The sequence below is a fragment of the Microbacterium sp. WHRI 7836 genome (genome assembly GCF_040223885.2).
GTDB lineage: Bacteria > Actinomycetota > Actinomycetes > Actinomycetales > Microbacteriaceae > Microbacterium > Microbacterium oxydans.
In genome coordinates, this window is record NZ_CP168171.1 from 3,561,434 (window position 1) to 3,583,464 (window position 22,031).

General features: G+C 69.1%; 17 protein-coding genes. 13 read left to right on the forward strand and 4 right to left on the reverse strand.

The window, feature by feature from the left end; translation table 11 throughout:
- Positions 1-148: 148 nt before the first annotated feature.
- The 10 genes from ABRP18_RS17240 to ABRP18_RS17285 all read left to right on the forward strand — a co-directional run bounded on the left by ABRP18_RS17240 (position 149) and on the right by ABRP18_RS17285 (position 11,080).
- Positions 149-1,135 carry an aldo/keto reductase gene (locus tag ABRP18_RS17240; RefSeq protein ID WP_349885101.1) on the forward strand — a complete coding sequence of 329 codons (987 nt, stop codon included), beginning with the start codon at positions 149-151 and terminating at the stop codon, positions 1,133-1,135.
- A gap of 30 nt (positions 1,136-1,165) precedes the next feature.
- Entirely contained in the window at positions 1,166-1,819 is a 654-nt protein-coding gene (locus ABRP18_RS17245; protein WP_349885102.1) for a YigZ family protein, read from the forward strand.
- Between the two features lie 70 nt (positions 1,820-1,889).
- Positions 1,890-2,831, forward strand: coding sequence for a J domain-containing protein (locus ABRP18_RS17250; protein WP_349885103.1), 942 nt, complete (start codon positions 1,890-1,892; stop codon positions 2,829-2,831).
- Positions 2,832-2,961: 130 nt separating this feature from the next.
- Positions 2,962-3,951, forward strand: coding sequence for a LacI family DNA-binding transcriptional regulator (locus ABRP18_RS17255; protein ID WP_179515709.1), 990 nt, complete (start codon positions 2,962-2,964; stop codon positions 3,949-3,951).
- A gap of 67 nt (positions 3,952-4,018) precedes the next feature.
- Positions 4,019-5,278, forward strand: a complete 1,260-nt coding sequence (locus ABRP18_RS17260) for an extracellular solute-binding protein (protein ID WP_349885104.1) — start codon at positions 4,019-4,021, stop codon at positions 5,276-5,278.
- Positions 5,279-5,282: 4 nt separating this feature from the next.
- Positions 5,283-6,179 carry a carbohydrate ABC transporter permease gene (locus ABRP18_RS17265; RefSeq protein ID WP_141368208.1) on the forward strand — a complete coding sequence of 299 codons (897 nt, stop codon included), beginning with the start codon at positions 5,283-5,285 and terminating at the stop codon, positions 6,177-6,179.
- Complete coding sequence (locus ABRP18_RS17270; RefSeq protein WP_141368207.1) at positions 6,176-7,018, forward strand: carbohydrate ABC transporter permease; 843 nt, start codon at positions 6,176-6,178, stop codon at positions 7,016-7,018. Before ABRP18_RS17265 ends, ABRP18_RS17270 begins: the two co-directional genes overlap by 4 nt.
- Before the next feature lie 29 nt (positions 7,019-7,047).
- Positions 7,048-8,031 (forward strand): glycoside hydrolase family 130 protein, encoded by a 984-nt coding sequence (locus tag ABRP18_RS17275; protein WP_349885105.1) that lies wholly within the window; start codon positions 7,048-7,050, stop codon positions 8,029-8,031.
- 4 nt (positions 8,032-8,035) lie between these two features.
- Positions 8,036-10,072 (forward strand): hypothetical protein, encoded by a 2,037-nt coding sequence (locus ABRP18_RS17280; protein ID WP_349885107.1) that lies wholly within the window; start codon positions 8,036-8,038, stop codon positions 10,070-10,072.
- Between the two features lie 42 nt (positions 10,073-10,114).
- Positions 10,115-11,080, forward strand: a complete 966-nt coding sequence (locus ABRP18_RS17285; RefSeq protein ID WP_113680089.1) for a squalene cyclase — start codon at positions 10,115-10,117, stop codon at positions 11,078-11,080.
- Positions 11,081-11,104: 24 nt separating this feature from the next.
- On the opposite strand, the gene ABRP18_RS17290 is transcribed toward ABRP18_RS17285, so the two are convergent.
- Positions 11,105-14,659 carry a GEVED domain-containing protein gene (locus tag ABRP18_RS17290; RefSeq protein WP_349885109.1) on the reverse strand — a complete coding sequence of 1,185 codons (3,555 nt, stop codon included), beginning with the start codon at positions 14,657-14,659 and terminating at the stop codon, positions 11,105-11,107.
- A 200-nt stretch (positions 14,660-14,859) separates the two neighbouring features.
- Between ABRP18_RS17290 and ABRP18_RS17295 the strand changes: the two genes are divergently transcribed.
- The 3 genes from ABRP18_RS17295 (at position 14,860) to ABRP18_RS17305 (ending at position 17,758) form a co-directional block, all read left to right on the forward strand.
- Positions 14,860-15,282, forward strand: coding sequence for a Fur family transcriptional regulator (locus ABRP18_RS17295; RefSeq protein WP_058632292.1), 423 nt, complete (start codon positions 14,860-14,862; stop codon positions 15,280-15,282).
- A 67-nt stretch (positions 15,283-15,349) separates the two neighbouring features.
- The gene (locus tag ABRP18_RS17300; RefSeq protein WP_046748589.1) at positions 15,350-16,801 is read left to right on the forward strand and encodes a catalase; all 1,452 of its coding nucleotides are present in this window, start codon (positions 15,350-15,352) and stop codon (positions 16,799-16,801) included.
- Positions 16,802-16,957: 156 nt separating this feature from the next.
- On the forward strand, positions 16,958-17,758 hold the full coding sequence (locus ABRP18_RS17305; RefSeq protein WP_171011042.1) for an alpha/beta fold hydrolase: 801 nt from the start codon (positions 16,958-16,960) through the stop codon (positions 17,756-17,758).
- A gap of 84 nt (positions 17,759-17,842) precedes the next feature.
- Here the strand turns inward: ABRP18_RS17305 and msrA are convergent, their stop codons facing one another.
- The 3 genes from msrA to ABRP18_RS17320 form a co-directional block, all read right to left on the reverse strand.
- Positions 17,843-18,388, reverse strand: coding sequence for a peptide-methionine (S)-S-oxide reductase MsrA (gene msrA / locus ABRP18_RS17310; RefSeq protein WP_058632294.1), 546 nt, complete (start codon positions 18,386-18,388; stop codon positions 17,843-17,845).
- Complete coding sequence (gene msrB / locus ABRP18_RS17315; protein WP_046748587.1) at positions 18,385-18,873, reverse strand: peptide-methionine (R)-S-oxide reductase MsrB; 489 nt, start codon at positions 18,871-18,873, stop codon at positions 18,385-18,387. The genes msrA and msrB overlap by 4 nt, the downstream gene beginning before the upstream one ends.
- Positions 18,874-19,013: 140 nt before the next feature.
- On the reverse strand, positions 19,014-21,968 hold the full coding sequence (locus ABRP18_RS17320) for an exo-alpha-sialidase (RefSeq protein WP_349885110.1): 2,955 nt from the start codon (positions 21,966-21,968) through the stop codon (positions 19,014-19,016).
- Positions 21,969-22,031: the final 63 nt, after the last annotated feature.

Below are 22,031 nucleotides of genomic sequence, written 5' to 3' on the forward strand. Positions count from 1 at the left end.
CTCTCCACCGTTCGATGGATCCGCCCACACCTGGAAGGGGGTTCCGGTCAGCGGGGTTCTGTCAGGGACTCCCTCGCGATCGTGCCCGCGCGTAACGTCGGATCCAGCGCCGCCGATCCGTCTGCGACCACGAGGAAAGGACCACCCCATGCACACACGCACTCTCGGACAGGGCCTGCAGGTCTCGGCGGTCGGCCTCGGCTGCATGGGCATGTCGCAGAGCTACGGACCCAACCCGGGCAGCCGCGACGACATGATCGCCGTGCTGCGGTCGGCACTCGATCACGGCGTCGACTTCTTCGATACGGCCGAGGTGTACGGCCCGTACGTGAACGAGGAGCTCGTCGGCGAGGCTCTCGAACCCCTCCGCGACCGGGTCGTGCTCGCGACCAAGTTCGGGTGGGACATCGTGGACGGCAGGAGCGTGGGGCTGAACAGCCGCCCTGAGCAGATACGGCGGGTGGCCGAGGCCTCGCTGCGGAGTCTGCGCACCGATGTGATCGATCTGTTCTACCAGCACCGCGTCGACCCCGAGGTGCCGATCGAGGACGTGGCCGGGACCGTCGGCGAGCTGATCGCGGAAGGCAAGGTGCGCCACTTCGGGCTCTCCGAGGCGTCGGCGGACACCATCCGCCGCGCCCACGCCGTGCACCCCGTGACCGCACTGCAGAGCGAATATTCGCTGTGGACCCGTGACCCCGAGGCCGAGATCCTGCCGGTGCTCGCCGAACTGGGCATCGGTTTCGTACCCTTCAGCCCGCTCGGCAAGGGATTCCTGACCGGCACCGTCGACACCGCGGCCGACTTCGCCGCCGGGGACATCCGCGCCACGATCCCGCGGTTCACGGCCGAGAACAGGACGGCGAACCAGGCGCTCGTCGCGCACGTCGCCGAGCTGGCCGCGGCGAAGGAGGCCGCCCCCGGGCAGATCGCGCTGGCCTGGCTGCTCGCCCAGCAGCCGTGGATCGTGCCGATCCCCGGCACAAGGCGCACCGCGCGTATCGCGGAGAACGCCGGGAGCACGGCCGTCGCGCTCTCGGCCGACGAGGTCGCCGACCTCTCGACCCTCGCGACGCGCATCGGGGTGAGTGGCGACCGCTACAACCCGCAGCAGATGGCGTTCGTCGACCGTTGACCGACGTGCGGCCTCGGTATCGTGAAGCGGGTGACCTCGGCCCGCAGCTACCCCGCGACCATCGCGACCGCTGTCGAGCACGAGATCGTCATCCGCAAGTCGCGCTTCCTGACCCGCATCGAGCCCGTGGCTTCTGTCGAGCAGGCCGAGGCCGTGATCGCCGGCATCCGCAAGCGGGCGTGGGACGCCAACCACAACTGCACCGCGATGGTGACCGGACTGCTCGGCGATCAGGCGCGGTCCTCTGATGACGGTGAGCCGTCGGGGACCGCGGGCATCCCGATGCTCGAAGTGCTGCGGCGGCGCGACCTGACCGATGTGGTCGCAGTGGTGACCCGCTACTTCGGCGGCGTGAAACTCGGCGCGGGCGGCCTGGTGCGTGCCTACTCCTCCGCCGTGTCCGAGGCGCTCGATCTGGCCTCGCTCGTGCGGCGAGCGGCCCTCCGCCAGGTCACGCTCGAGGTGCCGCACGCCGAGGCGGGGCGCTACGACAATCTGCTGCGCGAGTGGGCGACGCATCACGGCGCGACGCTCGGCGACCCCGCATACGCGGCGATGGCCACGCTCGAACTGTGGGCGCCCGAAGAAGAGCTCCCCCGCCTGGCCGATGACCTGGCCGCGGCATCCGCCGGCTCGATCACCCCGGTCCTCGGGGTGGAGCGCATCGTCGACGTGCCCGCCTGAGGCTTGTCGGATCGGCCAACCCACAAGGAGCGGCGGATATCCTGGATGCCGCGGTCGCGGAGGGAGAGCGATGTTCGACAGTCCGCTCTCGGCTTCGGCCTACGAGATCCTCGAAGTCGACCCCACCGTCGATGACGTCGAGCTGCGCCGTGCCTATCGTCTGAGGTTGCGCCAGACGCATCCGGACACCGGCGGCGACGCCGCGGTCTTCATCCAGGTGCAGCGCGCGTGGGAGCTGGTCGGCACCGTCGAGAGCCGCGCCGCCTACGACCGCCGCACCGGCGTACCGACCACGACGCCCGGCGCAGCAGCCGACCCCGCGGCGGAGTGGAGCGGATGGCGCCCGCCCGCAGCCCGCACCGACACCCGCCCCCGCGCCCGCTCCTACGGCCACCCCGGCGGATGGCGTCGTGAGCGCTACCTCGCACTCATCCGCGAATGGGCCGGCCGCGGCGTCGAGGTCCCCGATCCCTACGACCCCGCCCTCGTGCGCTCGGCTCCGCGCGATCTGCGTCGACTCCTCGCCGACGCCCTGGCAGAAGAGGCCACGGCCCGCACGGTGTCCGACCTCGGCATGGGCTTCACGGTGTGGCACGACGTCGCGGTGGGAGCGGATGCCGACGACAAGCTCGATCACGTGGTGCTGGGGCCTTCAGGACTGTACGGCGTGATGTCGGAGGACTTCGGCGGAGTGGTCGGCTTCCGTCGCGGAGAGATCACCGGCCCGAGCCTGGGAACCCGCGCGCCCGTCACCGCCGCGCTCAGCAGGATGCGCACGATCGCCAAGGCTGCGCGCGTGCGCTTCGGCGGCGTGATCATCGTGCTGCCCGATGACGACCTCGCCCAGGCCGTCACGCCGCTGGGCACGAGCCGCGGAGTTCCGGTCGTCGTGGTACGACGCAGCGCCCTCGCCATGGTGCTGCGCCAGGGCGTCCCGCAGGCGCGGGCGATCGGCGGCAACGAGCTGTTCGACGTGCGCACGCGGCTGCAGCAGACCGTCCGCTTCGTCTGATCCCGCCTCTCGCCATACCTCCGGAGGAATCGGATGGCATCGTTGACTTCCGCGATCAAACCGGTTTACACTCGTCAAACCGGTTCACCGATGAGCGCATCGGAGCGTCCGGAATCCACGAGGAGGTGGCATGAGCCGCACGACCATCGCCGATGTCGCTCGCGAAGCAGGCGTCACGAAGGCCACGGTCTCGCACGCCCTCAGCGGCAACCGCCCGATCTCCGACGAGACGAAGGCGAAGGTGCTCGCTGCGGCCGAGAAGCTGAACTGGGCACCGAGCCAGAGCGCGCGAGCCCTCGCCACCCGTCGGGCCAACGCCGTCGCCGTGGTGCTCGCTCGCGATCCCCAGGTCATCGCGAACGACTCCTTCTTCCCCGCGTTCATCGCCGGCGTCGAGTCGGTGCTCGCCGAGACCGAGACGGCACTCCTGCTCCAGGTCGTCTCCGGCCGCGATGCCGAAGAGCGCGCCTACCGCACGCTCACCCACGGCAGGGCCGACGGTGCCCTCCTGCTCGACCTGCGCACCGACGACTGGCGCGTGCCCTTCCTCGACGACCTCGGACTGCCCACCGTGCTGGTGGGCGCCTACGACCAGCCGACCGGGTTCTCGTGCGTGCGCACCGACGACACCGCCCCGGTCCGCGAGATCATCGCGCACCTCCGGGCCGCCGGGCACGAGCGCATCGCCCACGTCTCGGGTCCGCTCGACTACGTGCACTCGAAGGCGCGCGCCGACGCGTACGTCGCGGCGATCGGCGACGACGAGCTGCTCCGCGAGGGCGATTTCACCGCCGCGAGCGGGCGCACCCGCACCGCCGAGCTCCTCGCCCTGCCCGACCGCCCGACCGCGGTCCTCTACTCGAACGACACCATGGCCATCGCCGGCCTCTCCTACGCGCGCTCCCAGGGCCTCTCGATCCCGCAGGACCTCGCGATCTCGGGCTTCGATGACGACCACCTCTCCGCCCACCTGTCTCCGGCGCTGACCAGCGTCTCGTCCGACCCCGCGGCCCGGGGCCGCGCCGCCGCCCGCCTCCTGCGGGCAGACATCCTCGGGGCGCAGCCGCGCACCGAGATCGTCGACTGCAACGTCGTGCACTTCCGGGAGAGCACGAGCTAGTCGATATCCGCATCACCACAGCATCACCACCCGCAGCGTCATCACCCGCAGTGTCAAGGAGGACACCATGAAGAAGCTCCGCGCAATCGCCCTGATCGGCGCCACCGCTCTCATCGCCACCGGATGCTCGGCCGGAGGGGGCGAAGGATCCGCCGACGGCACCGGGCCCATCAGCATCTGGCTCTCCAACAACGAACAGGAACTCGCCTGGGGCACCGCAGTGGTCGAGGCATGGAACGCCGAGCACCCCGACGAGAAGGTCAAGGCGCAGGAGATCCCCGCCGGCTCGTCGTCGGAAGAGGCGATCACCGCCGCGATCACCGCGGGCACGGCTCCCTGCCTCGTCTACAACGTGGCGCCGGCCGCGGTCTCGGGCTGGGTCAAGCAGGGCGGACTCGTCGACCTCAGCAAGATCGACGGCGGCAGCGACTACATCACCGAGCGCGGCGGAGAGGTCGACGCCTACGCGAGCGATGGCAGCTTCTACCAGCTCCCGTGGAAGTCGAACCCCGTGATGGTCATGTACAACAAGGCACTCTTCCAGGCCGCGGGGATCGACCCCGAGAACCCGCAGATGAACACGTACGACGCGTTCCTCGAGGGGTCGCGCGCGATCGTCGCCTCGGGCGTGCAGAGTGCGATCTGGCCGGCGCCGACGAGTGAGTTCTACCAGCCGTGGTTCGACTTCTATCCCCTGTACCTGGCCGAGACCGACGGCACGATGCTCGTCGAAGACGGCAAGTCCACGTTCGACTCCGATGCCGGGCGCACCGTCTCGGAGTTCTGGAAGACCTTCTACGACGAGAAGCTGTCGCCGAACGAGGCGTCGACCGACGACGCGATGTCGGCCGGCACCACCGCCATGCAGCTCGCCGGCCCCTGGGCGATCCCCTCCTACGCCGACACGGTCGACGTAGGCTTCATGCCGGTGCCGACCAGCGACGGCCGCGAGGCCCCCACGACGTTCGCCGACTCGAAGAGCGTGTCGATGTTCACGGCGTGCAAGAACCAGGGCACGGCGTGGGAGTTCCTGAAGTTCTCCACCAGCGAGGACAGCGACGGCCAGCTGCTCGAGGCCACGGGGCAGATGCCGATGCGCACCGGCCTCACCGACACCTACGGCGACTACTTCGCCGCGAACCCGAACTACGTGGCGTTCGCCGAGCAGGCAGAGAAGACCGCCGACGTGCCCAGCATCCCGAACTCCGTCGAGGCGTGGCAGGCATTCCGCGACGAGTACTCTTCGGCCGTGATCTTCGACAAGGAGTCGATCGACGACTTCCTCGGGAACGCGGCGAAGAAGATCGACGCGCTCGTCGCCGAGTGACGCCGTGACCGACAAGAAGAGGTTGCGCACCCGATGGCTGGGTGCGCAACCGATCGGCGGACTGTTCGCGCTGCCGTACTTCGTGTTCGTGATCGCGATCTTCGCCTACCCCCTCGCGTTCGCGGTCTACATCGCCTTCCACGACTACTTCTTCACCGCTCCCGGCACCGAGGTCGACCGCCCGTTCGTGGGCTTCGACAACTTCGTCACGGTGCTCACCGACCCGCGGGTGCTCGGCTCGTTCCGCAACACCCTGATCTTCCTGGTCATCAACGTGCCCCTCACGGCCGTGCTCGCCCTGGTGCTCGCCGCGGCCCTGAACACCGGCATCCGGTGGGTCGCGGCGTACCGAGTCGCGTTCTATGTGCCGTATCTCACGGCGAGCGTCTCGCTGGTCGGCGTGTGGATGCTGCTGTTCTCGGGCAACGGGCTGATCAACACGATCCTCGGCCCGCTCGCTCCCGACCCGTCGTGGCTCGTCAACAGCGGACTCGCGATGCCGATGATCGCGTTCTACGTGACCTGGAAGCAGCTCGGCTTCTACATCCTGCTGTATCTGGCGGCGCTGCAGAACGTGCCGAAGGAGCTGTACGAGTCGGCGGAGACCGACGGTGCCGGGGTGTTCTCGCGCTTCCGGCACGTCACGATCCCCGGAGTGCGCAGCGCCACGACGCTCGTGCTGATCCTGTCGATCATCACCGGAGCCAACCTCTTCACCGAGCCGTATCTGCTCACCAACGGGGGCGGGCCCGACGGCGCGTCGACCACACCGGTGCTGTTGATCTATCAGCTGGGCATCCAGCAGCAGAACCCCGACACCGCAGCGGCCATCGGCATGATCCTCGTGATCCTCGTCGGCATGCTCTCGCTGGCGGCCAACCGCGCGACCAGGGAGCGATGATGAAGCGCACGCGTTCAGTCCCCCGCATCCTGAGCATCGTCCTGCTCACGATCGCGGCCATCGGCTTCGCCTTCCCGTTCTACTTCATGATCGTGGGGGCGTTCCAGGAGAGTCCGACGAACTCCCCCAGCGAGCTGTTCCCGACGAGCGGGTGGACGGTCGACAACTTCGTCGCGATCGACTCGCGCATCGACCTGGTCGGCTCGCTGCTGAACTCGCTGATCTTCACAGCCGGCGTGCTGCTGGGGACCGTCGTGTTCGGCCTGCTCGCCGGCTACGCGATCGCCCGTCTCGACTTCCGTGGGCGCGGCGTGATCTGGGTGCTGATGCTGCTCGTGCAGATGGTGCCGTTCCAGCTGCTGATGATCCCGCTCTACGTGCAGATCACGCGCAACTACGGCCTCGGCGACTCGTACATGGGCATGATCCTGCCGTTCCTGATCAACACCACGGCGGTGTTCATCTTCGTGCAGTTCTTCAAGGCGCTGCCGGTGGAGATCTTCGAAGCGGCGCGGATCGACGGTGCGGGCGAGATCCGTCTGCTGACATCCGTCGCGATCCCGCTCATCCGCCCCGTGCTGGTCACGGTCGTGCTGGTCACCTTCATCGGCCCCTGGAACGAGTTCCTCTGGCCCTTCCTCATCACGAAGGATGCGAGCCTGCAGCCGCTGGCCGTGTCACTGGCGAACTACATCTCCAACGTGGCGCAGTCCACGGCCAACCCGAACGGTGCGATCCTCGCCGGCGCCACGGCGCTCGCGTTCCCCGTCGTCATCCTGTTCGTCGTCTTCCAGCGCTTCTTCAAGGCCACCGATCTCGGCGCGGCCGTCAAAGGCTAGCCTCCATCCCCCAGCAAGAAAGGGCCCCCATGTTCTCCGGAGCCTCCTTCCCCCTCGGTCCGTTCACGCCCTACGAGGGCAACCCGATCCTGCGTCCGCGCGGAGACAGCTGGGAGTCGGCCAACCTCTACAACCCGGCGGCCATCGTCGACGGCGACGAGATCGTGCTGCTCTACCGGGCGCACGCCGACGACATCGTCTCCCACATCGGCATCGCCCGATCGACGGACGGGGTGACGTTCACCCGAGAGGATGCGCCGATCCTCTCCCCCTCCGAGGACTACGAGACCTACGGGTGCGAAGACCCGCGCATCGCGCTGATCGACGGCACGTACTACCTCACCTACACGGGCTGGGACCGCCGGAGTGCACAACTGTGCCTGGCGACCTCGACCGACCTGCGCACCTGGACCAAGCACGGCCCGCTCTTCGACGACTTCGACACCTTCAAGACCATGGACCCGCGCGGCTTCAACTGGTCCAAGGCCGGGGTCATCGTTCCGCAGCGGATGCACGGCAAGTGGTGGATGTACTTCGGCGAGGGCGCGATCTACTGGGCGACCAGCGACGACCTGATCCACTGGACTCCCGGCACCGCCGACACCGAGCCGATGTACTCGCCGACGCCCGGCACCTGGGACGAGGCGCTGGTCGAGATCGGCACCTCCCCTGTGGTCACCGACAACGGGCTGCTGCTGTTCCTCACGAACGGTGCCACCCGCGTGGTGCACGACGACGGCACCGTCGACGTCGACTACCGCTGCGGGCAGATCGCCATCGACCCGGACGAGCCGACGAAGGTCATCGCCCGCCTGCAGGAGCCGTGGCTGCGCCCGCAGACCTTCGAGGACATGCACGGGCTCGTCTCGAACGTGACCTTCGTGGAGGGGCTCGTGAAGTTCCACGGAAAGTGGTTCGCGTACTACGGGCAGTCCGACACGACTCTGGCGGTCGCGATCCACGATCCGGCCGAGTCGTGGGGTCGCGCGCTGCGCGACGGCGGAGAGGCGTGAGGACATGGACGCCTCTCGACGCACCTTCCTGGCGTTCACGGCGGCGGCCTCCGCGCTCGCCCTCCTCCCCGTCGACGCCGCCAGGGGCGCGACGAACACTGCGACCGGCACCGCAGTGCTGCCGTCCGAGGCTGCGCGTCGACCACGGCTGACGAACCTCGCCCACCTGCGATTCCTCCTCGCCGATGTTCCCGTCGTCGCGAGCGCGACCCACACCACGTTCGGAATCGAGGCGCAACCGGCGGTCCGCGCGCCCTGGACCTACGCCGACACCGACGGCGCAGGCGGCTATCGCCCGGTCGGCGGTGGCACACGGGATGCGGTGACGGGACACTGGTCGCAGGGCGCGTACAACGCCGACGACATCGCCCGCGCAGCCATCGTGTTCCTGCGCGAATGGAAGGCAGCGGGCGACGCGCAGAGCCGTGACGAGGCCCGCGACGTGCTCCGCTCACTCGCCTTCCTGCAGACCGCCTCCGGTCCGAATGCCGGGCGCGTGGTGCTGTGGCAGCAGGAGGACGGCACCCTGACCCCCAGTGCCGTCCCTGTCGAGCTGCCCGACCCCTCCGACTCGGCGGAGTCGTACTGGCTCGCCCGTTCGGTCTGGGCCTTCGGCGAGGGCTACGCGGCCTTCCGTCGCGACGATCCGGAGTTCGCAGCATTCCTCCTCGCCCGCCTGCACCTGTGCCTCGACGCGCTCGGTCGGGAGTCGCTCTCGCGCGCCGGGCAGTGGGTGCACAGCGACGGACGCCGGCTGCCGGGGTGGCTGATCGCCGGAGGAGCGGATGCCACGGCCGAGGCCATGCTCGGTCTGGTCGCCGCGACCGAGGCCGGTGACTCACGCAGCCGCGCTGCGTTGCAGACCTACGGCGACGGTGTCGCGGCGATGGCGAGCGACCCTTCGCAGGGCTGGCCGTTCGGCGCCGTTCTGCCGTGGGCCGGATCGCTCGGGTTCTGGCACGCGTGGGGTGCCGCAGCCCCCGAGGCTCTGGCCCGAGGAGGGGCGCTGCTGCGTCGACGAGCCTGGTCGGATGCTGCGTTGTCCGATGCCGGACGCTTCACCCCGCAGGTGCTCGCATCGGGCGGGCCGCACAATGCGTGGGCACCGCTTCCGGCCGAGGCGCAGATCGCCTACGGCGCGCACGGTCGCGTGGCCGGCGCGCTCCAGGCGTCCGCGGTCGGAGGGGAAGGACTCCGCGTGCTCGCAGGACTCGCCGCCGGATGGTTCTTCGGCGCGAACACGGCAGGCGTTCCGGTGTACGACACAGCGACCGGGGTCACCTTCGATGGTGTCGAGACCGACGGGCGGGTGAACCGCAACTCGGGTGCCGAGTCGACGATCCACGGGCTGCTGACCATGCAGCTGCTCGACGCGAACCGGGATGCGGCCGACCTCGCGACATCGATCACCGGCCTGCGGTCGTTCTCGGGGTTGCGGGTGCTGGAGGCGGAGACCGCACGACTCTCGCCCGGCTCAACGGTCGAGCAGCCGGAGGGCGGCGCCTGGATCGGTGAAGGCAACCTCTCCGGCGGCGCATACGTGCGCATCCCTCGCGGCGAGTGGGTCGAGTTCGACGTGACCGAGGCGGGCGGGATCCTGCACGGCCTGATCTGGCGGCAGTCCGCCGAGGTCGGCGACGCGGTGTGGGAGGTGTTCAGTGGCCGGAAGCGGCTGTGGCGCTCGACCACGCCCGCCGGCGGCACAGGAGAGCGAGGGTTGACCGAGGCCGACGGGATGCTCGTGCCTCAGCGACTGGGAGGAGATCTGCCGGGCGAGGCCGTGACCGTGCGCTGCACGAGCCGCGGAGACGTGCGTCTCGACGCACTCGTGATCCAACCTGCCGTCGCTTCCGCCGTGTACGCGACCACGAGCGGGACCGCCGTGCTCTACGCCGACGGAACGGGGCGGGACCAGCGCGTCGCTCCCCTGGCTGCGGGGTCGGGACGCGCCTACGAGGCCGATGGCTCGCAGCGCGGGCAGGCTGTCGGTGGGGGAAGGGTGCGCGTGCGCGGAGCCGGGTTCACTGTCACGCGCAGCTAGACCCCCTTCCGGGGGGCGCAGGTCGACGGGTAGCGTGCCCCCATGGCGATCACGGCTCGGACCAAGGACTGGCTGCTCGATTCCGATCCGGCGCTGCGCTGGCAGGTGGAACGCGACCTCCTGGGAGAACCGGAACGGGTGTGGCAGGCGACCCGGCGACGCGTGGCGACCGAGGGACTGGGTGCGGCACTGCTCGCGCATCAGGACGCCGACGGGCAGTGGGCCGGCGGAGCGCACTTCCCCGGCGGCTACTTCGAGACCGAGGAGGCGCGTCAGCCGATACAGCCCTGGACGGCCACGAGCTGGTCGTTGAATCAGCTTCGGGAATGGGGCGTCGAGGCCGCGGCGCTCGGAGACACCGCCGAGCGCCTTGCGCGCAACTGCCGATGGGAGTACGAGGATCTGCCGTTCTGGGGCGGTGAGGTCGACGTGTGCATCAACGCCTTCACGCTGGCGAACGGCGCCTGGTTGGGAGTCGATGTCTCCGAACTCGCCCGCTGGTTCCCGGCGCACCAGCTCGACGACGGCGGATGGAACTGCGAGGCGGAGGAGGGCGATTCCGTGCGCTCCTCGTTCCACTCGACCCTCAATGCGTTGCGCGGCATGCTGTCGTATGAACGTCTCACCGGCGACGATTCCCTGCGCGAGGCGAGGCACCGGGGCGAGGAGTACCTGCTGCGCCGCCGACTGCTGTACCGCGAGTCGACGGGCAAGCTCGTGGGCCCGTTCGTCTCGCACTTCGTCTACCCGAGTCGGCACCAGTACAGCGCGCTGACCGCTCTCGACCACTTCCGCGACGCCCGCTTGCACGAGGGAGGCGCGTCCGATCCGCGGATCACCGATGCGCTCGATCTCGTGAGGCGGTCGCGTCAGGACGACGGCACCTGGCTGCAGGGCGCTGCGCTCCCCGGGCGCACCTGGTTCCCGGTCGATGCCGAGGAGGGAGCGCCGTCGCGATGGCTCACCCTCATCGGCACGCGCGTGCTCGACGGTGCAGACGGCCGCTGAACCGTCCGCACCGACGAGCCGACGTCACGTCGTGCGCCGACGTCGCAGGAGAGCGGCCCCGAGGAAGAGCATCAGTCCCCCGACCATGAGAGCGGCCGAGAGGGTGCCTCCCGTGACCGCCAGCGTGGGCGGCGGCGGCGGGAACACCCGCGTGGTCGTCTCCGACGGCGGCGGCACGATCGTTCCGCCGCCGGGCGGGACACCCGTCGCGGTGGCGACGTTGCGCACCTGGTCGCGACCGACGTCGGCGGTGGTGACGGTGTGTGGAGGCACCGTGCAGGTCATCTGCGCTCCCGAACCGAGGCTCGTGGCGGGACAGGTGACCGGACCAGCCGTGGGGTCGCTGACGACGATGTCGTCGATGGTCTGCGCGCCGGTGTTCGTGACGATGATCGTCCACTCGATACGGTCGCCGGGGTCTATGACACCGTTGCCGTTGACGTCGACCGGGTTCGCTCGCTTCTCGAGGGCGAGCGAGTTGGTCCCGTCGAACGGGACCTCGACCGTCGAAGGCGGCGAGACCGGTGGCTGCCCCGACGGCGGGGTGCCCGTGGCGATGGCGGTGTTCGTCAGGAGACCCGAGTCCACGTCGGCCTGCGTCGTCTGATACTCCGCCGTGCACGTGACGATCTGACCGGGCAGCATGCTCGCAGCCTCCGCCGGGCACACGATCGCGGACAGTGAACCGGAGCCGGAGAACGCCGTCTCGTCGACCGTCACGTCGGTGAGGGTGACGTTTCCGGTGTTGGTCACCACGAACGAGTACGCGAGCGTCTGGCCCACGGCCGTCATCGTCGCAGGAGTCGCCGACTTCACGATGCTGATCGCAGGAGCCGGGACGATGGGGACTTCGGTCTCAGAAGGCGGCGAGACCGGAGGAACGAGACCACCGGGCGGAACCCCTGTCGCGGTCGCGCTGTTCGTGACCTGCCCCGCATTCACATCCGCCTGGGTCAGCACGTACGTGGCGGTGCAGACGATCTGAACGCTCGGAGCGAGGGAAGCCGCGCCTGCCGGGCATTGGATCGGAGAAAGCGTTCCCGAACCGGAGAAGTCCTCGTCGTTCACGGTCACGTTGGTGAGAGTGACGTTGCCGGTGTTGGTCACGACGAACGAGTAGGTGATCTCCTGTCCCACCTGATAGGCGTCAGGGGTGTTCGGGCTCGCCGACTTGACGACGCTGATGCCGGGCACGGGGTTAGGGGGAACGACGACGGTCGACGGCGGAGACACCGGAGGCTCACCCGTGGGCGGGGTACCGGTGGTCGTCGCCGTGTTCGTCACGCCGCCCGAGTCGATGTCGGCCTGTGTCACGACGTACGACGCCGTGCAGGTCACGGTCGCCCCTGCCGCGAGCGACGCCGCGCCGGCGGGACACGTGACCACCGGAGGCGTCCCCGTCCCGGAGAACGCCGTCTCGTTCACCGTCACGCCCGTGAGCGTGACGTTGCCGGTGTTCGTCACCAGGAACGAATAGTTGATCGTCTCGCCCGCCGCCGTGAGCTGCGTGCGATCGGCCGTCTTCGCCACGGTCAGCCCCGGTGCCGAGGCGACGGGGATCTCGACGCTCGACGGCGGCGACACCGGCGGCGTGCCCGAGGGCGGGGTGCCGGTCGCGGTGGCCGTGTTGTCGAGGGAGTCGGAGTTGTAGTCGGCGACGGTCGTCGTATAGGTCGCCGTGCACGTGATCTGCGCGCCAGGGATCATCGAGGCGGCTCCCGCCGGGCAGGTGATCACCGGGGGCGTTCCGGTGCCGGAGAACGCCGTCTCATCCACGGTGACGTTCGTGAGCGTCACGTTGCCGGAGTTGGTCACCTGGAACGAGTAGGCGATGGCCTGCCCCGCTGCGGTGATCTCTGCGGTGTCAGCGCTCTTCACGAGGGTGAGCGCGGCCGTGGATGTCGCCGGCACGTTCACGGTCGAGGGTGGGGAGACCGGGGGAACGAGGATGCCCGGCGGGACGCCCGTCGCGGTCGCGGTGTTGGAGAGGGAACCGCTGTCGATGTCGGCCTGTGTGAGCGTATAGCTCGCAGTACAGGTCGCCTGTGCCCCAGGCGCCAGAGGCGTCGTCGGGCAGACCGGGGTCGACATAGTGCCGGAGCCGGTGAAGGCGGTCTCGTCGACGCTGATGTCGGTGAGGGGCACATCGCCCGTGTTCGTGACCACGAACGTGTAGTCGATGACCTGTCCGACCGTGAAGTCATCCGGACCGGACGGCGACGCGGACTTGAACAGCGAGATTCCGGGGTTCGCCGCAGCGATGGTGAGGGCATAGTCCTCCACCTCACCGGGGCCTCCGGTACCCGTGGGCGTAGACGTGGTCAGGTCGGTGCCGCTCGCGATCCGGAACCGGGCGAAAGTGGGGCCCGCGACCGTCTGGGAGATGATCCCCGGCCAGGTGAGCGTCACGGACGAGCCGTCCGGGGTTCCCGCCGGCACGGGCGCCGAGACCCCTTCGTTCGCGTCGAAGACGCCGTTCCGGTTGAAGTCGACCCAGCCGACGAGAGTGGCGGTCGTGCCGGGCGCCTTGTTCGCGACCAGCACCGAGACCGAGTAGCTGCCGGTGATGCCTGCCGTGATGGGGCCGAACGTGGAGACGCCGTTCTCGTCGTTGATGAACTGGTTCGGGGCCGTGCCGCCCACCTGGTTGTCGCCGGTGGCGTTCGCGCTGTACTGCATCGCGGTCTCGGCATCGGCCGACCAGCCGAGGTAGGTCGCGGCGTTCAGCTCGTGGGAGACGGAACCGTAGCTGGCTGGCGCGTCGCCGAAGTCGTCGGGGACCGTGGCGCACGAGGGGTTGAACCCGTCGATGCCCTCCCCGCCGCTCTGCGCGCGGTAGCCGCGGACCAGGATGTCGCTGGTGCCGGTCGTGTCTCCGGGGCCGCAGCGCGGGGTCGGTGTCTGGAGTCCGCCGTTGGTGTTGAAGTCCTGCCCGATGGTCAGGACCGTCGGGGTGGCGGCGAGGTCGACGCGGAGCTGCCCCGCCCCAGTGAGGATCATCGGTCGGCAGGTGATCTGCACCGACGACGGCCAGCGCGCCCCGTTGTCGCCGACATAGGTCGTGCCCGTGATGCGGTGCACGAACGTGTTGGCCGGGCAGGTGCCGGTCTGCAGGTTTCCACGGCTCTGGTCGTAGACCGGTCCGTTGATCCAGGTGGGGTTCACGGTGCCCGTGACGACGCCGGCATTGCTCACCGTGATCGTCGAGCACTGAAGAGCGAAGCGCACCAGGATCGAGTTCGCATTGGGGCTGACCGGAGAGGTCTGCTGACGGTTCTCGGTCTGCACCCCGGTGAGGACGGAGTTCGACGGACACTCGGTCGGTGCCGTCAGATCCTTGTCCGATCCGACGATCGGGTCCTCGTAGGACGGGCCCAGGTACAGCTGTGCGGCGTCACCGGGGGCGGCGCTCGCCGTCGTCGCAGGGACGACGAGCCCTGCCAGCACGAGAGTCAGCAGTGCGACGACGGCGAAAGGCTTGCGACGCGCACGCGAGACACGAAGACGAGCCAGAAACCATCTGCGCTGCTTTTCTCGCGCAGACGACAGGACACCGGGCTGACTGGTCTGAGACGGCATCGAGGCTCCCTCGGCTCCGCTCGCGCGACCACCACGCCGCCCAAGCTGTGATTTTGCCCAGAGTAACGGAGGGCTCGCCGGATTCCCAGGACTTTTTTGGGACCTCACCTGGGTTAGATCTCCGGTTCTCCCCGCAGCCGGACGCGGCATGCCGGAATTCTTTCTTTTGAGTTATTCAAAAAACAAGGTAGCCTCGGGGGATGGAGACAGAACTCGACTCGGCGCTTCGCGGCGCTGGGCTTCGGGCGACCGCGGGCCGCGTCGCCGTTCTCGAGGCTCTCGACTCCATGGCCCATACGGATGCGGAGCGGGTCTACCGCGCCGTGTCCGAAGTGCTGCCGACCACGTCGATCCAGTCGGTGCACAACATCCTCGCGGACCTGACGACGGCGGGTCTCATCCGCCGGATCGAACCGGCAGGTTCCGCAGCGCTCTACGAGCGGCGCATCGATGACAACCACCACCACGTCGTCTGCACCTCCTGCGGTGCGATCGGCGATGTGGACTGCGTCGTCGGTGAAGCTCCGTGTCTCACCCCGTCCTCGACGGGGGGATTCACCGTCCAGACAGCCGAAGTCACCTTCTGGGGCCTGTGCCCCAGTTGCCAGAACGCCGCGCAGTAGCAGGGCCGCCGATCGCCCGTCCCCGGATGGGGGTGATCGTCGCGCCCACGCGGAGAAGGAGAACACCATGACGAAACCTGCCACCACCACGCAGGCCGGAGCCCCGATCGCGAGCGACACGCATTCGCTCACCGTCGGTGCCGACGGCCCCACCGTCCTGCACGACCACTACCTGGTCGAGAAGATCGCGGCCTTCAACCGCGAGCGGGTGCCGGAGCGCAACCCGCACGCGAAGGGCGGCGGCGCGTTCGGCGAGTTCGTCGTCACCGAAGACGTGTCCGCCTACACGCGGGCAGCCGTCTTCCAGCCGGGAGCGACGAGCGAGACCCTGATCCGCTTCTCCTCGGTCGCCGGCGAGCAGGGTTCGCCCGACACCTGGCGCGATGTGCGCGGCTTCTCGCTCCGCATGTACTCCGAGGAGGGCAACCTCGACATCGTCGGCAACAACACTCCGACGTTCTTCCTGCGCGACGCGATCAAGTTCCCGGACTTCATCCACTCGCAGAAGCGACTGGCCGACTCGGGCCTGCGCGACCCCGACATGCAGTGGGACTTCTGGACCCTGTCGCCGGAGAGCGCTCACCAGGTCACGTATCTCATGGGAGACCGCGGTCTCCCCCTCAGCTGGCGCCACATGAACGGCTACGGCTCGCACACCTACTCGTGGATCAACGCCGCGGGCGAGGTCTTCTGGGTGAAGTACCACTTCATCTCGCAGCAGGGCGTCGAGGCGATGAGCAACGAAGAGGCCGAGCAGCTCGCCGGGTCGGACGCCGACCACTACCGTCGCGACCTGTTCCGCTCGATCGCCGACGGCGAGTTCCCGAAGTGGGACCTCTACGTGCAGATCATGCCGTACGACGAGGCCAAGGACTACCGGTTCAACCCGTTCGACCTCACTAAGACCATCTCCAAGAAGGACTACCCGCGCATCAAGGTCGGCACCCTGACCCTGAACCGCAACCCGGAGAACTTCTTCGCGCAGATCGAGCAGGCCGCCTTCTCGCCAGGGAATCAGGTGCCCGGTACCGGCATCTCCCCGGACAAGATGCTGATGGGGCGTATCTTCGCCTACCCGGATGCCCAGCGTCACCGCATCGGCCCGAACTACAACCAGCTGCCGGTGAACCAGCCGCACGCGAGCGAGGCGCGCAACTACCAGCACGAGGGCTCGATGCGCTACCAGTTCAACGATGCCGCGCACCGCACCTACCAGCCGAACTCCTACGGAGCGGCAGGCGGACCGGAGGCCGACCCGTCGAAGGGCATCGAGGTGAACTGGGAAGCCGACGGCGAGATCCAGCGCTCCGCCGCGACCCTGCACGCCGAGGACGACGACTTCGGCCAGCCGGGCACGCTCTACCGCGACGTGTTCGACGGTGAGCAGCGCGCGCGCTTCCTGGAGACCCTGACCGGTCAGGGGCGTTCGATCACGGTCGACGCCATCCGCGAGCGCTTCTTCCAGTACTGGACGAACGTCGACGCCGAGCTCGGTGCCGCCCTGCGCGATCGGGTCTGACCCTCGCGATCGTCGGAACGAGAAACGGCCCCCGGGGATTTCGGTCCCCGGGGGCCGTTTCTCGCAGTGCCCCGTGGCCCGGTGATGCCCGCCCCATCGCCCAGACCCGCGAAGGCGTCTGAGCCCCGCGTCCGCGAACAGGGCCAAGATGGAGAGGTGGCCGTCCCTCTCTCCGACCTGACCAGCATGCCCGCACCCCAACACGTGTACGCCGCCGACGGCACCCGGCTGGCGACCTACACATGGGGTGAGCTCGACGCCCCGGTCGTGGTCATCGTGCACGGCTTCGCATCGAACGCGCGCGACAACTGGGTGCTCACGGGCTGGGTGCGTGAGCTCACGCGTGCGGGCTATCGGGTGCTGGCGCTCGACCAGCGGGGGCACGGCCTCAGCGAGAAGCCGCACGACCCCGACGGCTATCGCATCCGCACCCTGGTCACCGACGTCGAAACCGTGATGGACACGTACCTCGTCGACGACGCGTTCTACGTCGGGTACTCCCTCGGCGCGCGGGTGGGCTGGGAGGTCGTCCGCGAGCTGCCGCATCGCATCGGACGGGCGGTGCTCGGAGGCGTGCCGGACGGCATCCCTCTCGCGCGGCTCGACCTCGATCAGGTGCGGGCCTACATCGCCGACGGCACGCCGGTGGCCGACCGGACGACACAGAACTACATCGCGCTGACCGAGCGGGTGCCCGGCAACGACCTGCAGGCGCTCGTCGCACTCGCCGAGGGCATGCGGGCATCGGGCATGATCGACCCCGACCCCTCGGATGCGCCGACTCGACCGATCCTCTTCGCCACCGGGTCGAAGGACGCGATCATCGAGGGCTCGCGGGCTCTGGCCGCGGCCGCCCCCGACGGTCGGTTCTTCGAGATCCCGAACCGGAACCACTTCAATGCCCCCGGTTCCCGCGACTTCAAGGAAGCGGCCGTGGCCTTCCTCGCAGAGTCCTAGCCCGCCGAGTCCTCGCCCGCAGAGACCCATCCGACACACGTGTGGCCCGGTCGACAGGCGACCGGGCCACACGTCGGGATGCGCTCAGACGGCGGCGGCCTCGTCGCGCTTCGGCAGCACCCATCCCGCACGCGGGAAGTGGCAGGTGTAGCCGTTCGGGTACTTGATCAGGTAGTCCTGGTGCTCCTCCTCGGCCTGCCAGAAGGGACCGGCCGGCTCGATCGTGGTGACGGCCTTCGCGGGCCAGAGACCGGACGCGTCGACGTCGGCGATCGTGTCGCGCGCGACCGTCTCCTGCTCCGGTGTGAGCGGGAAGATCGCGGAACGATAGCTCGATCCGATGTCGTTGCCCTGACGGTCCTTGGTCGACGGGTCATGGATCTGGAAGAAGAACGCGAGGATGTCGCGGTACGTCGTCTTCGTCGGGTCGAACACGATCTCGACCGCCTCGGCATGGCCGGGGTGGTTGCGATAGGTCGCGTGGTCGTTCGAGCCGCCGGTGTAGCCGACGCGGGTGTCGAGCACGCCGGGCTGACGGCGGATCAGGTCTTCCATGCCCCAGAAACAGCCGCCGGCGAGCACGGCCGTCTCAGTTCCAGGGGTGCGGGTGATGTTTCCGTCGTCGGTCATGACTGCTCCTCAGCGGTGTCGGGGGTGTCGGTGGTGGTGGGGCGTGCGAAGAGGGCGCTGTAGCGACCGTACCCCTCTTCCTCCAGGCTGTCCGCCGGGATGAAGCGGAGGGCCGCGGAGTTCATGCAGTAGCGCAGACCGCCCTCGGCGCGGGGTCCGTCGTCGAAGACGTGTCCGAGATGGCTGTCCGCACCGGCGGAACGGGCCTCGGTGCGCTTCATCCACAGCGACCGGTCGGTGCGCGTGGTCACCGCGTCGGCGTCGATGGGCTTCGTGAAGCTCGGCCAGCCGGTACCGCTGTCGAACTTGTCGGTCGACGAGAACAGGGGCTCGCCGGACACGACATCGACGTAGATGCCGTCGTCGTGGTTGTTCCAGTAGGCGTTGCGGAACGGCGGCTCTGTGGCGTCCTGCTGCGTCACCTCGTACTGCAGGTGGGTGAGGCCGCTGACGGCCTCGGGGGTCTTGCCGTAGTCGTTCGACATGATCTGGCTCCTTCTCCGACGTCGCTGGCTGCGCCGTCTCAGAGAAGAACCGACGAGCGGCCCGATTTGGTCCCGCAGCCCTGGGAACGGGCTGTGAGTTTTCAGGACGCTCGTCGGCTGCCCCCCTCTGCGGAGGAGCGTCAGTCGAGCGTCCGCCACGGGCCGCCGGTCGTCGCAGCTTCCGGCTGCTGGTTGCGGGTCCACCACTTCGCCTCGAAACGCATGCCGTCGTGCACGACAGCATCGCCGGCGGTGAAGACGCGGGTGGCCGTCCACACGGTCGCTCCCTCCGCGTCGGATACGAGCTCCTGCCACGGACCGACGGGGTCGCCTGGGCGCTGGTCGCGCGTCCACCACGACGCCTGCCACAGGCGCCCGTCGAGCGAGACGAGCTGCCCCTCGGCATACACGGTCCTGGTGCTCCATGCGGCGGCGATGGGAAGCACGAGCGGCGAGGCGTCGATCGAAGCGGAGACCTCGAGCGCCCCGTTCACCGCCGCCGCATCGAAGGGGGCCGAATCGATCGACCCGCGCGCGATGTCGTCGGTCGTGAGCCGGACGACGATCGGATCGAGGGTCGTCCTCTCACCGGGGGCGAGCACCCCCACGTCCGCTCCGGCAGCGGTCACGGCATCGAGCGCGACGTTGCCGATGTTCTCGACGGTGCGGGTCCACGTCACGGTGTCGGAGGCATCGGCCACGCCGTTCCCGTTCCCGTCCGCCCACTCACCCACTGCTGCGCCGGACACCCCGGGGGTGCGCGCGATCACATCGACCTCGCCGCCCGCCACGGCGATGCGTTTCGTCGACTGCCCTGCCGCCTCGACCGTCCACGTCGTGTCGGCGACGAAGAAGCCGCGGTCGATGTCGGCCTGGGTCACCGTGTGGCGCGCGGTCCCGCAGTCGTACCCCGCGCCGACCGGCAGGTCCCGATACCGACAGTTTCCTGCCCCCGGCGGGAGGAAGGGCGAGAAGTCACCGGATGCGGGAACCACCGAGACCGTGACCGGACTGCGGTTGTCGACCCGGAAGCCGTAGGGCACCTGTTCACCCACCGCGTAGGGGGTCGCCGCCAGGTCTCGCCCGGCATCCGCCCGCGCTCCCGTGATCGTCGCCGCGAGCACGCCGTCGCGCAGCACCACGGGCGCGGCCACGTGGGTCACGGTGACAGCGGGGGCCGAGCCGTCGACCGGCGCGACGGTGAAGCTGAACTCCGGCGTGTACCAGCCGCGGTCGATGTCGGCCTGCGTGAGCGTACGCCGCGGGGTGCTGCAGTTGTAGGCGTCGTACGCCGGCAGGTTCAGCCACCGGCACGCGGTGGGGGCGAAGCCGGTGGTGAAGGTGTTCGCCGCCGGGGTCACGACCGTGTTCATGCCCGCCGTGCTCACGACCCGCACCTGGAAGCTCAGCTGCTCGCCGACGGTGTACGGATTCGTCACGACGTTCCGCGCCGCCGACGTGTTGGTCGCTGTGAGCGTCGCGCCGAGCACCGACGACTGCGGCAGCGTGAGCGTCGCGGTCGTCTGGCTCAGCCGTCCGTCGGCCGCGGTGAAGGCGGCCTGCAGACGCTGGGCGCCGGCGGCTCCCTGCGGTGCGGTGACCTGCACGTTCACGGTGGCGCTCGCGCCCGGTGCGAGGCCGGTGACCTGCGCCGTGGTCGCCGTCCAGCCGGTCGGAGTGTGGAAGGTGACGGCACCGCTGAGCGCTGTCGATTCCTGGTTCGTGACGGTGACCGGAACCGTGGTGGCCGCACCGGGGGTGAGAGCGGTCTGCGGCACCGACAGCGGGGCGCACACCGCGTTCATCCACACCTCGTCGAACGAGGAGAACTGCATGGTGTTCGTGTATCCGGCCTCCCACAGCACCCCCACCCTGCCGTCGTCGATCGCCGTGGCGCTGGAGTAGGCGAACGTGCCGGTCTCGAGCGTGCGCAGGCCCGGCCAGGTCTCGCCGTCGTCGCACGAGAGCCGCACCGCCCCGTTCACGCGGTTGCCGTCGGCGCCGTTGTTGGCGTTCGTGAAGACCAGTTTCCTCGCGTCGACGCTCGCCGCAGGGGCGTCCGGGTGCAGGCGCGTGATCGAGGCGTTGTTCGTGGGGTCGGGCAGCTCGGCATCACGGGTGACCGGCCCGTAGCTGTGGCCGCCGTCCGTCGAGATCGCCACCTTGCGCAGACGGCCGTTGGAGCTGTCGCGCGAGTTGAGCATGACGCGGCCGTCGGAGAGCTCGACGACCTTGTTCTCGTCCATGCCGGTGCCGACATACTCGCCGCGCTCCCAGGTGACACCGCCGTCGTCGGAGTACACCGAGTACGCCTGGATCGCTGTCGATCCGTTCGACTGCCGCACCGTGCCGGCGTACTGCTGGATGAGTCGGCCCGCGTGGGCGCCGTAACGCAGCTGGATGCCCTCGCCCGACGTCGCGAACGTGCCCTTCACGTCCCCCGCCACGGGCGTGTACACGCCTGCGCTCGTGGTGCCGTTCGAGGTCTTGGCGACGTCGGTGATCAGCCGCGGGGCGCTCCATGTCGCACCGCCGTCGTCCGAGTGGATCACCGCGGCGCCCATGACCTGCCGGTTCGCGTCGTCGTCTCCGTAGGCGCTCCCCTGGAATCCCTGGTCCTTGGAGTGCACGAAGAACGCGAAGACGCGGCCGCTCTCCCGGTCGACGACGTAGCTCGGGTCGGAGTAGCCGTACTGGCCGCTTCCGGTCTTCCCTGCCGCGATGATCTGCAGCGGGCCCCAGGTGCGACCGTTGTCGGTCGAACGGCGCTGGATGATCGAGTTCGGGTTGGGGGCGTCGGCCGCGCTCCCCGGTCGGGCATCCCACGACGCGAGGACCACGCCGTCGCCGAGGTGGGCGAGCGCGGGGATGCGGTAGAAGTAGTTCGAGGCGGTACGGTCGGCACCGATGTTCAGCTCGAGGTAGTCGCCCGGATCGGCGTTCGGATCGGTCAGGTACCCGGGGGCGGGGGCCGCCGAAGCTGCGGTGACGGGGAGGGTGAGGGCGAGGACGAGCGCCGCGATCGTGCCGTATCGCAGCAGCGGGCGACGGCGGCCACGGCCATTCCGAGAGGCGGGCGGGAGAGGAACGTGCATGGACAGACCTTTCTGTTCGTGCGGAAATCAGACGTCTGATGTCTGATTTCAAGTCACTCTAGC